At 66.7% G+C, this 15,644-nt stretch carries 11 protein-coding genes and 1 tRNA gene; 1 reads left to right on the top strand and 11 read right to left on the bottom strand.

The window, feature by feature from the left end:
* The first annotated feature begins 45 nt into the window (after positions 1 to 45).
* Positions 46 to 1,023: a M48 family metalloprotease gene (locus ACZ4TO_RS20085; protein ID WP_385047763.1), complete on the top strand. Its 978-nt coding sequence runs from the start codon at positions 46 to 48 to the stop codon at positions 1,021 to 1,023.
* Positions 1,024 to 1,104: 81 nt separating this feature from the next.
* Here ACZ4TO_RS20085 and ACZ4TO_RS20080 read toward each other — a convergent pair whose 3' ends face one another.
* The 11 genes from ACZ4TO_RS20080 to ACZ4TO_RS20030 all read right to left on the bottom strand — a co-directional run bounded on the left by ACZ4TO_RS20080 (position 1,105) and on the right by ACZ4TO_RS20030 (position 15,590).
* Positions 1,105 to 5,004 carry a DNA-directed RNA polymerase subunit beta' gene (locus tag ACZ4TO_RS20080; RefSeq protein WP_339130928.1) on the bottom strand — a complete coding sequence of 1,300 codons (3,900 nt, stop codon included), beginning with the start codon at positions 5,002 to 5,004 and terminating at the stop codon, positions 1,105 to 1,107.
* Between the two features lie 114 nt (positions 5,005 to 5,118).
* On the bottom strand, positions 5,119 to 8,604 hold the full coding sequence (gene rpoB / locus ACZ4TO_RS20075; protein WP_361676747.1) for a DNA-directed RNA polymerase subunit beta: 3,486 nt from the start codon (positions 8,602 to 8,604) through the stop codon (positions 5,119 to 5,121).
* A 634-nt stretch (positions 8,605 to 9,238) separates the two neighbouring features.
* A complete protein-coding gene (gene rplL / locus ACZ4TO_RS20070) occupies positions 9,239 to 9,622 on the bottom strand; it encodes a 50S ribosomal protein L7/L12 (RefSeq protein WP_361676750.1) in 384 nt (127 codons plus the stop codon).
* A 109-nt stretch (positions 9,623 to 9,731) separates the two neighbouring features.
* Complete coding sequence (rplJ, locus tag ACZ4TO_RS20065; RefSeq protein ID WP_037627039.1) at positions 9,732 to 10,262, bottom strand: 50S ribosomal protein L10; 531 nt, start codon at positions 10,260 to 10,262, stop codon at positions 9,732 to 9,734.
* A gap of 290 nt (positions 10,263 to 10,552) precedes the next feature.
* Positions 10,553 to 11,413, bottom strand: a complete 861-nt coding sequence (locus ACZ4TO_RS20060) for an SCO4651 family lipoprotein (RefSeq protein WP_385047768.1) — start codon at positions 11,411 to 11,413, stop codon at positions 10,553 to 10,555.
* Positions 11,414 to 11,586: 173 nt separating this feature from the next.
* The gene (locus ACZ4TO_RS20055; protein ID WP_468024895.1) at positions 11,587 to 12,534 is read right to left on the bottom strand and encodes an SCO4651 family lipoprotein; all 948 of its coding nucleotides are present in this window, start codon (positions 12,532 to 12,534) and stop codon (positions 11,587 to 11,589) included.
* A gap of 202 nt (positions 12,535 to 12,736) precedes the next feature.
* Positions 12,737 to 13,462, bottom strand: a complete 726-nt coding sequence (rplA, locus tag ACZ4TO_RS20050; protein ID WP_328449291.1) for a 50S ribosomal protein L1 — start codon at positions 13,460 to 13,462, stop codon at positions 12,737 to 12,739.
* 94 nt (positions 13,463 to 13,556) lie between these two features.
* Positions 13,557 to 13,991, bottom strand: coding sequence for a 50S ribosomal protein L11 (gene rplK / locus ACZ4TO_RS20045; protein WP_037627044.1), 435 nt, complete (start codon positions 13,989 to 13,991; stop codon positions 13,557 to 13,559).
* 193 nt (positions 13,992 to 14,184) lie between these two features.
* Entirely contained in the window at positions 14,185 to 15,051 is an 867-nt protein-coding gene (nusG, locus tag ACZ4TO_RS20040; RefSeq protein ID WP_382792919.1) for a transcription termination/antitermination protein NusG, read from the bottom strand.
* Between the two features lie 77 nt (positions 15,052 to 15,128).
* Positions 15,129 to 15,410 carry a preprotein translocase subunit SecE gene (gene secE, locus ACZ4TO_RS20035; RefSeq protein ID WP_153289137.1) on the bottom strand — a complete coding sequence of 94 codons (282 nt, stop codon included), beginning with the start codon at positions 15,408 to 15,410 and terminating at the stop codon, positions 15,129 to 15,131.
* A 107-nt stretch (positions 15,411 to 15,517) separates the two neighbouring features.
* Positions 15,518 to 15,590: transfer RNA gene (locus ACZ4TO_RS20030), tRNA-Trp, on the bottom strand.
* Positions 15,591 to 15,644 lie beyond the last annotated feature (54 nt).

The raw sequence follows: 15,644 nt of genomic DNA, 5'->3' as shown, positions 1-15,644 counted from the left end.
CCCGACCCGCGGTTCGCGGGGGAGCAGCCGCAGCCGAAGCCGTTCGTGCCGCGGCAGGCCGTCGCGCCCGACGATCTCGACTACCGCCACCAGGGCTCACGCGTCCACCTGGCGAGCCACCAGCGCGGCGCCGACGCCACCGCCATCGGACAGCTCGCCACCCAGATCCCGGGCGCGCTGGTGAGCCTCGCCGTCGTGTCGGCTCTCGCGCTGGGGCTGTTCGGCACGGTCGTCGGCTGGCTGGTCGTCGTGGCCTGGGTGGCCTCGGGAGCCCTCGTCTTCCACCGGCCCACCGAACTCCGCTTCGCCCGGCACGTGCTCAAACTGCGGACGCCGCTGGCCGAGGAACGGGCCCGGCTGGAGCCGATCTGGCGCGAGGTCACCGCCCGGGCCGGCATCGAGGCGAACACCTATGAGCTGATGGTGGAGAACAGCGACGACCTGAACGCGGTCGCGGTCGCCGGCCACGTCGTCGGCGTCACCACCTACTCCCTCAACAAGATCCCCAGCAGCAACCTCGCCGCCGTACTCGCCCATGAACTCGGCCACCACACCGGCGGTCACGCCTGGGCCGGGCTCCTCGGTTACTGGTACTCGTTGCCCGGCCGGCTCGCCTGGGCCTTCACCCGCGGGATGGCCCGTGTCGCGCTCGCCGTCGCCGGAGTCTTCTCCGCGGCCGCGACCGGGCTGCTGATCCTCTTCATGGGGATGTTCGTCGTCGCCGGGTTCCTCGTCGCCTGGTACATCACCATCCCCCTCGTCGTCGCCCCCTACCTCCTCGCCTGGGTCGGCCGCCTCGGCGAACTGCGCGCCGACCAGCAGGCCGCGGCCCTCGGCTTCGCCCCCGAGATGGCCGAGGTCCTGCACCACTTCCAGGCCGAGGAGGACGCCGCGAAGGCCGTCGCCGCCGGCCAGGGCAAGAAGCTCCAGGAGCCCACCGGCCTGGCCCGCCTGCTGTCCACCCACCCCGACAACTACACCCGCCTGCGCGCGCTGGAGCCCTACCTCCAGCTCCCGCGCTGAGACCGGGAACGCCGAAGGGCGGTCAGGAACGCCGAAGGGCGGTCACCCCCTGGTGGGGGTGACCGCCCTTCGTACTACCGCTTACTGGTTGTACGGACCGTAGTCGTAGTCCTCCAGCGGGACGGCCTGGCCGGAGCCGGTGCCGAACGGCGAGTAGTCGATGTCGTCGTAGCCGACGGCCGAGTACATCGCGGCCTTGGCCTCCTCGGTCGGCTCCACCCGGATGTTGCGGTAGCGGGACAGACCCGTACCGGCCGGGATGAGCTTACCGATGATGACGTTCTCCTTGAGGCCGATGAGACTGTCGGACTTGGCGTTGATCGCCGCGTCCGTCAGAACTCGGGTCGTCTCCTGGAAGGAGGCGGCCGACAGCCAGGACTCCGTCGCCAGCGAGGCCTTGGTGATACCCATCAGCTGCGGACGGCCGGAGGCGGGGTGACCGCCCTCGGTGACCACACGACGGTTCTCGGTCTCGAACTTCGAACGCTCGACCAGCTCGCCGGGCAGCAGCTCCGCGTCGCCCGACTCGATGATCGTCACACGGCGCAGCATCTGCCGGATGATGATCTCGATGTGCTTGTCGTGGATCGACACACCCTGCGAGTTGTAGACCTTCTGGACCTCGCCGACCAGGTGGACCTGGACGGCACGCTGACCCAGGATGCGCAGCACGTCGTGCGGGTTGGTGGCACCCACGGTGAGCTTCTGGCCCACCTCGACGTGCTCGCCCTCCGACACCAGGAGACGGGCGCGCTTCGAGATCGGGAACGCCGTCTCGTCGCTGCCGTCGTCCGGGGTGACGACGAGCTTCTTGGTCTTCTCGGTCTCCTCGATCCGCACGCGGCCGGAGGCCTCGGAGATCGGGGCGACACCCTTCGGCGTACGGGCCTCGAAGAGCTCGACGACACGGGGCAGACCCTGGGTGATGTCGTCACCGGCCACACCACCGGTGTGGAAGGTACGCATCGTCAGCTGGGTACCGGGCTCACCGATGGACTGGGCGGCGATGATGCCGACCGCCTCACCGATGTCGACCAGCTTGCCGGTGGCCAGCGAGCGGCCGTAGCACATGGCGCAGGTGCCGACGGCGGACTCACAGGTCAGGACCGAACGGGTCTTGACCTCCTCGATGCCGTGCTTGACGAGCTCGTCGATGAGGACGTCGCCGAGGTCGGTGTTGGCCGGGGCCAGCACCTTGCCGTCGACGGTGATGTCCTCGGCCAGCGCACGTGCGTACACGCTGGTCTCGACGTTCTCCGTCTTGCGCAGCACGCCGTCCTCGCCGCGCTCGGCGATGGCCAGACGCAGACCACGGTCGGTGCCGCAGTCCTCCTCGCGGATGATGACGTCCTGCGAGACGTCCACCAGACGACGGGTGAGGTAACCCGAGTCGGCGGTACGCAGGGCGGTGTCCGCCAGACCCTTACGGGCACCGTGCGTGGAGATGAAGTACTCCAGCACGGACAGGCCCTCACGGAACGAGGCCTTGATCGGACGCGGGATGGTCTCGTTCTTGGCGTTCGACACCAGACCACGCATACCGGCGATCTGACGCATCTGCATCATGTTGCCTCGGGCGCCCGAGTTCACCATCATCGAGACCGGGTTGGTCTTCGGGAAGTTCGCGTTCATCGCCTCGGCGACCTCGTTGGTCGCCTTGGTCCAGATCGCGATGAGCTCCTGCGTGCGCTCTTCCTTGGTGATCAGACCACGCTCGTACTGCTTCTGGACCTTCTCGTCCAGGTCCTCGTAGCCCTTGACGATCGCGCGCTTCGCATCCGGAACGACGATGTCGGAGATGGCCACGGTGACGCCGGAACGGGTCGCCCAGAAGAAGCCCGCGGACTTCAGGTTGTCGAGCGTCGCCGCGACGATGACCTTGGGGTAGCGCTCGGCCAGGTCGTTGACGATCTCGGAGAGCTGCTTCTTGCCCACCTCGTAGTCGACGAACGGGTAGTCCTCGGGCAGCAGCTCGTTGAAGAGCGCGCGGCCCAGGGTCGTCCGCAGGCGGAAGGTGTCACCCTGCTGCCACTCCGGGTCGCCCTCCTCCTGCGCCGGCGGGGTCCAGCCGCGCGGCGGGATGGTGCCCACCGGGAAGCGGATGTCCACGCGGGACTGGAGGGAGAGCTCGCCGGCGTCGAACGCCATGATCGCCTCGGCGACGGACGCGAAGGAGCGCTCCTCGCCCTTGACGTTGCGCAGGTCGCCGTCGGTGGTCAGGAAGAACAGACCGAGGACCATGTCCTGGGTCGGCATCGTGACCGGGCGGCCGTCGGCCGGCTTGAGGATGTTGTTCGAGGACAGCATCAGGATGCGGGCCTCGGCCTGCGCCTCCGCGGAGAGCGGCAGGTGCACGGCCATCTGGTCACCGTCGAAGTCCGCGTTGAACGCGGTGCAGACGAGCGGGTGGATCTGGATGGCCTTGCCCTCGACGAGCTGCGGCTCGAAGGCCTGGATGCCGAGGCGGTGCAGCGTGGGCGCACGGTTCAGCAGAACCGGGTGCTCGGCGATGACCTCTTCGAGGACGTCGTACACGACCGTGCGGCCGCGCTCGACCATCCGCTTGGCGCTCTTGATGTTCTGCGCGTGGTTCAGGTCGACCAGGCGCTTCATCACGAACGGCTTGAAGAGCTCCAGCGCCATGGCCTTCGGCAGACCGCACTGGTGCAGCTTGAGCTGCGGACCGACGACGATCACGGAACGCGCGGAGTAGTCCACACGCTTGCCGAGGAGGTTCTGACGGAAGCGGCCCTGCTTGCCCTTGAGCATGTCGGACAGCGACTTCAGCGGACGGTTGCCGGGGCCCGTGACCGGGCGACCACGACGGCCGTTGTCGAAGAGCGCGTCGACGGCCTCCTGGAGCATGCGCTTCTCGTTGTTCACGATGATCTCGGGGGCACCGAGGTCGAGAAGGCGCTTCAGGCGGTTGTTGCGGTTGATCACACGGCGGTACAGGTCGTTCAGGTCGGAGGTCGCGAAGCGGCCACCGTCCAGCTGCACCATCGGGCGAAGGTCCGGCGGGATGACCGGCACGCAGTCGAGCACCATGCCCTTGGGGCTGTTGCTGGTCTGCAGGAACGCGGAGACGACCTTGAGGCGCTTGAGCGCGCGGGTCTTCTTCTGGCCCTTGCCGGTGCGGATGATCTCGCGGAGGCGCTCGGCCTCCTCGTCCAGGTCGAAGGACTCCAGGCGCTTCTGCAGCGCCGCGGCACCCATCGAACCGTCGAAGTACGTGCCGAAGCGGTCACGCAGCTCGCGGTAGAGGAGCTCGTCGCCCTCCAGGTCCTGGACCTTGAGGTTCTTGAAGCGGGTCCACACCTCGTCGAGGCGGTCGATCTCGCGCTGCGCGCGGTCGCGGAGCTGCTTCATCTCGCGCTCGGCGCCCTCGCGCACCTTGCGTCGCACGTCGGCCTTGGCGCCCTCGGCCTCGAGCTCGGCCAGGTCGGTCTCGAGCTTCTTGGCGCGGGCTTCCAGGTCGGCGTCGCGACGGTTCTCGACCTGCTGGCGCTCGACGGAGACGTGGGCCTCCAGCGAGGGCAGGTCGCGGGTGCGACGCTCCTCGTCGACGTACGTGATCATGTACGCGGCGAAGTAGATGACCTTCTCGAGGTCCTTCGGGGCGAGGTCGAGCAGGTAGCCCAGCCGCGACGGAACGCCCTTGAAGTACCAGATGTGGGTGACGGGAGCGGCCAGCTCGATGTGGCCCATCCGCTCACGGCGCACCTTGGCGCGAGTGACCTCGACGCCACAGCGCTCACAGATGATGCCCTTGAAGCGGACACGCTTGTACTTGCCGCAGTAGCACTCCCAGTCCCGGGTCGGACCGAAGATCTTCTCGCAGAAGAGTCCGTCCTTTTCGGGCTTGAGGGTGCGGTAGTTGATGGTCTCGGGCTTCTTGACCTCGCCGTGGCTCCACTGACGGATGTCGTCAGCGGTGGCCAGACCGATCCGGAGCTCATCGAAGAAGTTGACGTCGAGCACTATGCGTCAATCCCTCTCAGGGTTGTAAGTCTTAGGGGTCTGATACGGGGGTCCTGGGGCCGGCGGGCCTTGATCACCTTTTCCACAGGTGGCCAAGGCCCGGCCGGACTCCCGTCAGACCTCTTCGACGCTGCTCGGCTCGCGCCGGGACAGGTCGATGCCGAGCTCCTCCGCCGCGCGGAAGACGTCCTCGTCGGTGTCACGCATTTCGATGGACATACCGTCGCTGGACAGCACCTCCACGTTGAGGCAGAGAGACTGCATCTCCTTGATGAGCACCTTGAAGGACTCGGGGATGCCGGGCTCGGGGATGTTCTCGCCCTTGACGATGGCCTCGTAGACCTTCACGCGGCCGGTGACGTCGTCGGACTTGATCGTCAGCAGCTCCTGGAGGGCGTAAGCGGCGCCGTACGCCTCCAGCGCCCACACCTCCATCTCACCGAAGCGCTGGCCACCGAACTGAGCCTTACCACCCAGCGGCTGCTGGGTGATCATCGAGTACGGACCGGTCGAGCGGGCGTGCAGCTTGTCGTCGACCAGGTGGTGCAGCTTGAGGATGTACATGTACCCGACCGAGATCGGGTCCGGGAACGGCTCGCCGGAGCGGCCGTCGAACAGCCTCGCCTTGCCGGACGGGAGGACCAGACGGTCACCGTCGCGGTTGGGCAGGGTGTGCTCGAACAGACCCGCGAGCTCGTCCTCACGCGCACCGTCGAACACCGGGGTGGCGACGTTGGTCCGCGGCGGGACCTGGTCGGCACCGATGGCCTGCAGGCGCTGCGCCCAGTCGTCGGCCAGACCGGAGACGTCCCAGCCGCGGCTGGCGAGCCAGCCGAGGTGGATCTCCAGCACCTGTCCCGGGTTCATTCGGGACGGGACACCGAGCGGGTTGAGGATGATGTCGACCGGGGTGCCGTCCTCCAGGAACGGCATGTCCTCGATCGGCAGGATCTTCGAGATGACACCCTTGTTGCCGTGGCGGCCGGCGAGCTTGTCACCGTCCGTGATCTTGCGCTTCTGCGCCACGTAGACGCGAACGAGCTGGTTCACGCCCGGCGGCAGCTCGTCGCCCTCTTCGCGGTCGAAGACGCGGACACCGATGACCTTGCCGATCTCGCCGTGCGGGACCTTCAGGGAGGTGTCGCGGACCTCACGGGCCTTCTCACCGAAGATCGCGCGCAGCAGGCGCTCCTCCGGCGTCAGCTCGGTCTCACCCTTGGGCGTGACCTTGCCGACGAGGATGTCGCCGGCGACGACCTCGGCACCGATACGGATGATGCCGCGCTCGTCGAGGTCGGCGAGGACCTCTTCGGAGACGTTCGGGATGTCCCGGGTGATCTCCTCCGGGCCGAGCTTGGTGTCACGGGCGTCGACCTCGTGCTCCTCGATGTGGATCGAGGAGAGGACGTCGTCCTGCACGAGGCGCTGCGACAGGATGATCGCGTCCTCGTAGTTGTGACCCTCCCACGGCATGAACGCCACGAGCAGGTTCTTGCCGAGGGCCATCTCGCCGTCCTCGGTCGCGGGACCGTCGGCCAGGACCTGGCCCTCGATCACGCGGGCGCCCTCGTCCACGACAACCTTCTGGTTGACGGAGGTGCCCTGGTTCGACCGGGAGAACTTGTGCAGGCGGTACGTGGTGTACGTGCCGTCGTCGTTGGCGGTGGTGATGTAGTCCGCGGAGACCTCCTGGACCACACCGTCCTTCTCCGACTTCAGGACGTCACCGGCGTCGACCGCACAGCGGTACTCCATGCCGGTGCCGACCAGCGGCGCCTCGGACTTGATGAGCGGAACGGCCTGGCGCATCATGTTCGCGCCCATGAGGGCACGGTTGGCGTCGTCGTGCTCCAGGAACGGGATCATCGCGGTCGCGACCGACACCATCTGGCGCGGGGAGACGTCCATGTAGTCGACGTCGTCACCGGGGACGTAGTCGACCTCTCCGCCACGACGGCGGACCAGGACGCGGGACTCCTCGAAGCGGAGCTCGTCCGTCAGCGGCGCGTTGGCCTGCGCGATGACGAACCGGTCCTCTTCGTCGGCCGTGAGGTAGTCGACCTCGTCGGTGACGACACCGTCGGTGACCCGGCGGTAGGGCGTCTCGACGAAACCGAACGCGTTCACGCGGCCGTAGGAGGCGAGCGAGCCGATCAGACCGATGTTCGGGCCTTCAGGGGTCTCGATCGGGCACATGCGGCCGTAGTGCGACGGGTGCACGTCACGGACCTCGAAGCCGGCCCGCTCACGGGAGAGACCACCCGGGCCAAGAGCCGACAGACGGCGCTTGTGGGTGAGACCCGACAGCGGGTTGTTCTGGTCCATGAACTGCGAGAGCTGGCTGGTGCCGAAGAACTCCTTGATGGAGGCGACGACCGGCCGGATGTTGATCAGGGTCTGCGGCGTGATCGCCTCGACGTCCTGGGTCGTCATGCGCTCGCGGACGACGCGCTCCATACGAGCCAGACCCGTGCGGACCTGGTTCTGGATGAGCTCGCCGACGTTGCGCAGACGACGGTTGCCGAAGTGGTCGATGTCGTCGGTCTCGACGACGATCGAGGTGCCGTTGTCACCAACGGTCTCGGTCTCACCGGCGTGCAGCTTCACCAGGTACTTGATCGACGAGATGATGTCCTCGACGGTCAGGATCCCGGCGTCGAGCGGGGCGTCGCCGCCCAGCTTCTTGTTGACCTTGTACCGGCCGACCTTGGCGAGGTCGTAGCGCTTCGGGTTGAAGTAGAGGTTCTCCAGAAGCGTCTGCGCGGCCTCACGGGTCGGCGGCTCGCCCGGACGCAGCTTGCGGTAGATGTCCAGCAGCGCGTCGTCCTGGCCCTGGGTGTGGTCCTTCTCCAGGGTGGCGCGCATGGACTCGTACTCGCCGAACTCCTCGAGGATCTGCTCGGTGGTCCAGCCGAGAGCCTTCAGGAGAACGGTGACGGACTGCTTGCGCTTGCGGTCGATGCGGACACCGACCATGTCGCGCTTGTCGATCTCCATCTCCAGCCAGGCACCCCGGGAGGGGATGACCTTGGCCGAGAAGATGTCCTTGTCGGACGTCTTGTCGATGGAGGAGTCGAAGTAGACACCCGGCGAGCGGACAAGCTGCGACACGACGACACGCTCGGTGCCGTTGATGACGAAGGTGCCCTTGTTGGTCATGAGCGGGAAGTCGCCCATGAAGACCGTCTGGGACTTGATCTCGCCGGTCTCGTTGTTGGTGAACTCGGCGGTGACGAAGAGCGGGGCCGCGTACGTGAAGTCGCGGTCCTTGCACTCGTCGATGGAGTTCTTCGGGGGCTCGAAGCGGTGGTCGCGGAACGTCAGCGACATCGACCCACTGAAGTCCTCGATCGGGGAGATCTCCTCGAAGATCTCCTCCAGACCGGACTTGGTGGGGACGTCCTGTCCGCTGTCCAGAGCCGCCTCGACACGAGCCTTCCACGCGTCGTTGCCGAGCAGCCAGTCGAAGCTCTCGGTTTGCAGCGCAAGAAGGTTCGGAACCTCGAGGGGCTCCTTGATCTTTGCAAAGGAGATGCGCAGCGGGGCGGTGCTGGCGCCGTTGTTCGTATTCGCGGTCGAGGCAGTGCGCGAGGCGGCCAAGAGGGGGTCCTTCCGAGGGCTCGGACTCACTACGCGCGTACCGGTCCCATGTCGGACAAAGCCTCGGACCGTTCCCGATCCGGCCGTATGAAGGCCAGGTCAGAGATGGTCCAGCAGTCGATGTACAAACACGGGCATGCCCCTGGTGACGGGCAGGAGGCAGCTAACAGGCAGCGCAAAGGGTCAGTGTAGCCACTAGGCCCACTGATGTCCAGTCCCGGTTTCTTGAGACCACTGTTCTCAACACCTGGAGCAAGCCACGCCCTCAATGCACATCGATACTGCCCTCTTCGTCAGCGATCCATGCCTCGGATCCGGATCGTTGTGACGACGCGTCCTGAGAATTGCGCGCTGCGTGCGGTTCGTCAAGGCCCCCCATGCCCAAAGCAAGTGCCGCGATCGTCACGTGCGGCCCGTCTTGCAACCCGTCCCTCTGCCTGTCAGGGCGGCCGGAGGCACAACGAAGATCACCATACTCGTCGCGGCCCGCAGCGCAAGGCTGCCGCTTCAGGGACCCCCTGGAACGCCGAAGAGCGACCACCCAGTTGGGTGATCGCTCTTCAGTGCGTCAGCGTTACAGCGCTACGAGAGCGGCTGTGACAGCTTCACAGGAGTCCTCGGGGGACTCGTCGAGTTACTTGACCTCGACGGAGGCGCCGGCGCCCTTGAGGGACTCGGCAGCCTTCTCGGCGGCCTCCTTGGCGACCTTCTCGAGGACGGGCTTCGGAGCGCCGTCGACGAGGTCCTTGGCCTCCTTCAGGCCCAGGGAGGTCAGCTCACGCACGACCTTGATGACCTGGATCTTCTTCTCGCCGGCACCCGTGAGGATGACGTCGAACTCGTCCTGCTCCTCAGCGGCCTCGGCGGGGGCACCGGCGACGGCGGGGCCGGCAACGGCGACGGCCGCGGCGGCGGTGACGTCGAACTTCTCCTCGAAGGCCTTCACGAACTCGGCGAGCTCGATGAGGGTGAGGTTCTCGAACTGCTCGAGCAGCTCTTCCTGGGACAGCTTCGCCATGATGGCGTCCTTCCACTAATTCGGCAGGTGCCGGATGTACTGGTGAGGCGGGCGTACGTTCGGCCCGCTACGACCGTCGCCTCAGGCGGCGGTCAATGCGCGAGCCGAATTACTCGGCACCGCCCTGCTCGGCCTGCTTGACCCGAAGCGCCTCCGCGGTGCGGACGAACTTCGAGGGCAGGGCCTGGAAGAGGCGAGCAGTCTGCGTCTGCTTGCCCTTGAAGGCACCCGCCAGCTTGGCGAGCAGAACCTCGCGGGACTCGAGGTCCGCAAGCTTCTTGATCTCGTCGGCGGACAGCGCCTTGCCGTCAAGGACACCGCCCTTGATGACGAGGTTCGGGTTGTCCTTGGCGAAGTCACGAAGACCCTTCGCCGACGTCACCGGGTCACCGGAGATGAAGGCGACCGCCGTCGGACCGTTGAACAGGTCGTCGAGCGTCGAGATCCCGGCCTCGTTGGCCGCGATCTTGGTCAGCGTGTTCTTCACCACGGCGTACTGGGCGTCTTCACCGAGCGAACGGCGCAGCGTCTTGAGCTGCGCCACGGTGAGACCCCGGTACTCGGTCAGCACGGCGGCGTTCGAGCTGCGGAACTGGTCCGCGAGCTCGGCTACCGCGGCAGCCTTGTCGGGCCTTGCCATAAGCGTGGCCTCCTTCCGGGTGATGAGGACCGCTCAGAAGGGGCCACAACAAAAACGCCCCGGCGCAGGCGCACGGGGCGTAGCTCGACCGGATTCCTCCGCACGCTGGGCGTACGAACACCGGGAACACATCCACGATCACCTGCGCGGGTCGTCCGCAGTGCGGATCCTTCGGTCACCCCGTCCTCTTGCGAGCACGTGGCAACGACCAGCGGTCTTTGGCTTCTCGAGGAGAGTACGTGAAGGGGACGCCGTCAAGCAAATCCGGCCGAACGGCCCGGCGGCGCGGGTCAGCCCTGCTGGGCGCCCTTCATCATCTCGGCGAGGTCGACCGTGTCCTTGGCCGGCGGAGCGGTCACGGTCACGGGCTTGTTGTAGTCCAGGAACGTGATGGTCATGTCGAGCGGACCCTTGTCGGCGGTGCCCCGCATGCGGAACTGCTTGGTGTGGTCGTCGCCGTCGATCCACATGTCCATCGTGATCGCGTCGATGCCCATCTTCGTGTACTGCTCGAGGGCCTTCTCGCGCTGCTCACGGGTGGTCTTGTCCTGGCTCTTGAGCGACTTGCGCAGCGCGTCCAGGGGGACCGTCCCCTTGTAGTGCGTGGTCTTCACGCCCTCGACCGTCTCGGTGCCGACCTTCTTCACGTCCTTGGAGCCGGTGAGGAAGGTGGACTCGGTGGCGGGGTTCTTGTCGGCCTGTCCGCCGCCGAACTGGTCCGCGTTCAGCTCCTTGTCCGCGCCCAGGGCGGACATGTCGAACTTGATCCAGCTCTTGCCGTCCATCTCCTTGGCGGCCTGGGCGCCCGCACCGATGTACATGGCGTTGTTCACGAGCCGGATCTCGACCGGACCGTCGGTTGCCTGGTCCTCGGCGGTCATCTTCATGCTCATGGCCAGCGGCTTCATGCTCATCGCCGCCTCACCGCTGACGCGTCCCTCTCCGGGAACCTTGCCGGTCATCCGGTAGCGGAGCGAGGTGATGTCCTGGGTCTTCTTCGCCGCCTTCGCCACGGCCGCGGCGGGCGTCAGCGCGGGCGACTCCTCCGCGCCGCCCTTCGAACAGCCCACCGCTCCCCCGCCGAGGACCAGCGCCGCGAGGGCCACGCCGGTCACTCGGCGCCCTGCCGGAGTGCTCACAGAAAGCTTCAAGGTTCCCCCCAAGGAACAGATGCACGATTCACATATTCGGCGCGAGCGTAGCCCAGGCGGGTCGGATGATCACCTGAGTTTCGGACCGCTCCGGGGCCGGGGAATTCCGGACCGCTCCGGGGCCGGGAGTTCCGGACCGCTCCGGGGCCGGGAGTTCCGGACCGCTCCGGGGCTCAGGAGGGGGACGCGGTACCCGAGCCGCTCGCGGTGTCGCCGCTGCCGGGCGTCAGGCCCTGCTTCGTCAGGATGTCCTTGAAGTCCATGGTGTCGCCGGCCGGGGGCGCGGTGGCGGAGACCTTCACGCCGTAGTCGGTGTAGTACGTCGTGGACGACATCGTGCCGGTCGCCATCGCGGCCTTGGAGACGGCCTTGACGAGCAGGTCCTCGGAGTCGACCCAGATGTCGACGTCCTCGGTGCTGATGCCGGTCTGGTCGAACTGCTTCTTCATGTCGGAGAGCTGGCTCGTGGTGAGGTGGGAGCCGCGGGCCGCGAGGTCGCCGACGTCCACCGTGCCCGCGTAGTGCGTGGTCCGCTTGCCCCGGACCGTCTCCTCGCCGACCTTCTTCACGTCGCCGGACGCCAGCAGGAGCTTGACCGACTGGTTCGGCGAGCTGTTCTGCATCTGGTCCTTCAGGAGCGCGCCCGAGCCGCCCCCGAACTTCGCCAGGTCGTCGTACCCGTACCGGATCCAGTGCTTGCCGCCCACCTGCCGGGCGTAGGCGTCGCCCATCTTCGCGTAGTAGGCGTCGGACAGATAGCGGGCCTCCATGGAGTCGCTGCCCATCTGGCGCATGGTGTCGGCCATCGTGCCACCGGTGTACGTGATCGTCATGTCGCCGGTGAAGCCGTCACCCCAGGCCATGACGCCGCCCGACTTCATGGACATCAGCGTGCCCAGGGTCGTCGTGGACTCGATCCTCGCGGAGTCCGCGCCGTCGGTGGACTTCTCGGCGGAGCGCAGGGCCGCGATGGGGCTGACCCGGGTGGCGCTCTTGTGGCCGGCCTTGTCGCCCTTGCCCGAACTCCCGCCGGAGTCCGAGGAGTTGCAGGCGGCCACCCCTGCCAGCGCCGTCGTCAGCGCGATCGAGACACTCACACGGCGGACCATGGTGCTCTTCATTCGTCCCCACCCCTATGCGAACTCTGTGAGCCGCACGCTAGCGCAGCCCACCGACACTCGTGTCCGGATCACGCCAGGGGCGGTTCGCCCCGCGACGGCCGGAAAAGACTTCCGGACATGAGGACGGGCCCCGCACCTCGAAAGGTTGCGGGGCCCGTTCAGATACGCGTGCGCGACGCGGTCACCGGGGTGAGCGAAGGGCTCAGACGGCGGCCGGGTCCTCCTCGACGAGGAGGTTGCGGGTGCGGTTGGGGTCGACGGGAACGCCGGGGCCGATCGTCGAGCTGATCGCGGCCTTCTTGATGTAGCGACCCTTGGCGGCCGACGGCTTCAGACGAAGGATCTCGTCGAGCGCGGCGCCGTAGTTCTCCACCAGCTTGGTGTCGTCGAAGGACACCTTGCCGATGATGAAGTGCAGGTTCGAGTGCTTGTCGACGCGGAACTCGATCTTGCCACCCTTGATCTCGGTGACAGCCTTGGCGACGTCGGGGGTCACGGTGCCGGTCTTGGGGTTCGGCATGAGACCACGGGGACCGAGCACGCGGCCGAGACGGCCGACCTTGCCCATGAGGTCCGGGGTGGCGACGACGGCGTCGAAGTCCAGACGGCCCTTCGCGACCTCGTCGATCAGTTCGTCGGAGCCGACGATGTCGGCGCCCGCGGCCTCCGCGGCCGCAGCACGGTCACCGGTCGCGAAGACCAGGACCCGGGCGGTCTTGCCGGTGCCGTGCGGCAGGTTCACGGTGCCACGGACCATCTGGTCGGCCTTGCGCGGGTCGACACCCAGGCGGAAGGCGACCTCGACGGTGCCGTCGAACTTGCTGGTGGAGGTCTCCTTGGCGAGACGGACGGCCTCGAGCGGGGCGTAGAGCTTGTCCCGGTCGACCTTGGCGTCCGCAGCCCGGAGAGACTTGCTGCGCTTGCTCACTACTGCTCCTGATGTGTTCTGAGGAGTCGTGGTGCGGGCCGAGCAGGCCCTGCCACGTGCGGCCGAGGCCGCATGGTTCCTACGAAGGTGGGTGTCAGCCCTCGACCGTGATGCCCATGGAACGGGCGGTGCCGGCGATGATCTTCGCGGCGGCGTCCAGGTCGTTGGCGTTGAGGTCGGGCATCTTGGTCGTGGCGATCTCGCGGACCTGCGCCTCGGTGATCTTGGCGACCTTGGTCTTGTGCGGCTCGCCGGAGCCCTTCTCGACACCCGCGGCCTTGAGGATCATCTTGGCGGCCGGCGGAGTCTTGGTCACGAAGGTGAAGGAGCGGTCTTCGTAGACCGTGATCTCCACCGGGATGACCCAGCCACGCTGCGACTCGGTCGCGGCGTTGTAGGCCTTGCAGAACTCCATGATGTTGACGCCGTGCTGACCGAGCGCGGGGCCGACCGGCGGGGCCGGGTTCGCCGCACCGGCGTTGATCTGGAGCTTGATAAGCCCCGTGACCTTCTTCTTCTTGGGAGGCATTCCGGGTCCTCTTTCGTTTTCGCCTTCCTACGTCCGAGTCGCCCCGGACGGCTGCCTTCAACCGAGCAAATGATCCGGATGAAGGCATACCGCACAACGATAACGGGTATCTGTGTGCGGCTAAAAACCGAGCAGGTCAGACCGGCTGTGACAGCCCGTCTGACCTGATCGGAAGACGTACGTCCAGAAGGTCTCAGTTCTTCTGGATCTGGTCGAAGGACAGCTCGACCGGGGTCTCGCGGCCGAAGATCTCGACGAGGCCCTTGACCTTCTTCGAGTCGGCGTTGATCTCGTTGATCGTGGCCTGCAGCGTGGCGAAGGGACCGTCGGTGACGGTGACCGAGTCGCCGACCTCGAAGTCCAGCACCTGGACCTCGACCTTGCGCTGCGGAGCGGGCTTGCCCTCGGCCTCGGCGGCCTCGCGGGCGGCCTTCTCCTCGGCCTCCGGGGCGAGCATCTTGACGATCTCGTCCAGGGTCAGCGGGTACGGGTCGTAGGCGTTGCCCACGAAGCCGGTGACACCGGGAGTGTTGCGGACGACACCCCAGGACTCGTTCGTCAGGTCCATGCGGACCAGGACGTAGCCCGGGAGCTTGTTCTGCTTGATCGTCTTGCGCTCGCCGTTCTTGATCTGCGCGACCTCTTCCTGCGGCACCTCGGCCTGGAAGATGAAGTCCTCGACGTTCAGCGAGACGGCACGCTGCTCGAGGTTGGTCTTCACGCGGTTCTCGTAACCGGCGTACGTGTGGATGACGTACCACTCGCCGGGGAGCAGGCGCAGTTCTTCGCGCAGGGCGGTCACGGGGTCGACGGGCTCGGCCTCGATCTCGGGCTCGGCCTCGTCGGAGGCGTCCTCGTCCTCGACGGACTCGTCCGTGGCGTCCTCGACGTCCTCACCGGACTCGTCCTCGACGTGCAGGGCCGCGTCTTCGGCGTTCTCGCCGGCGGCGGCATCGGCAGCCTCGAACTCGTCCACGACGTCCGCTCCCTCGACGATCTCGAGCTCGTCGTCTACGGACTCGACCGACTCGGAGGAATCGTTCAGGTTCGGGTCAGACACGGTGGCTGCTTCTTCCTGGTTACATGGGGGTGGAACGCGCGAAAGGGGCGCCGGTGACGGCGCCCTTCGCTCTCGGCTCAGCCGAAGACGTACTTGGCGGCGTGGTTGAGCCCATAGTCAATCACGGTGACCAGGCCGATCATGATGACGACGAACACAATCACCACAGTGGTGTAAGTCGTCAGCTGATTGCGAGTCGGCCAGACAACCTTCCGGAGTTCCGCGACGATCTGGCGGTAGAAGGTGGCGAGGCGCTTCAGCGGGCCCTTCTTGGCACGCTTACCGCCCTTGCGGGCCTTCTTCTTGGACTCCGGCGCCTCGGCATCAGGCATGTCGATGGAGCCCACGGCGTCCGTCACTCGTCCTCACCTGATTCCCGGGTCGTGACCGTGCCGCGCCCGGTTGAGCCGCACGGCGATGCATTGCAGTACGTACATGCGCACACATCCGCGAGAGGTGTGTGTAGCAGGGCCGGAGGGACTTGAACCCCCAACCGCTGGTTTTGGAGACCAGTGCTCTACCAATTGAGCTACGACCCTTTGATTTCCCCCAACGTACCGCATCCGACCGGGTGCTCGGTGTGCACCGGTTGA

Source organism: Streptomyces sp. NPDC028298, from assembly GCF_055565895.1.
The sequence above is the reverse complement of the archived record's forward strand: the minus strand, read 5'-3'. Positions and strand labels throughout refer to the sequence as shown.

Excerpts from the sequence above, each read along its gene's own strand:
- rplJ (WP_037627039.1), bottom strand. The coding sequence starts at position 10,262 with ATGGCAAGGCCCGACAAGGCTGCCGCGGTAGCCGAGCTCGCGGACCAG.
- ACZ4TO_RS20055 (WP_468024895.1), bottom strand. The coding sequence starts at position 12,534 with ATGAAGAGCACCATGGTCCGCCGTGTGAGTGTCTCGATCGCGCTGACG.
- rplL (WP_361676750.1), bottom strand. The coding sequence starts at position 9,622 with ATGGCGAAGCTGTCCCAGGAAGAGCTGCTCGAGCAGTTCGAGAACCTC.
- rplK (WP_037627044.1), bottom strand. The coding sequence starts at position 13,991 with ATGCCTCCCAAGAAGAAGAAGGTCACGGGGCTTATCAAGCTCCAGATC.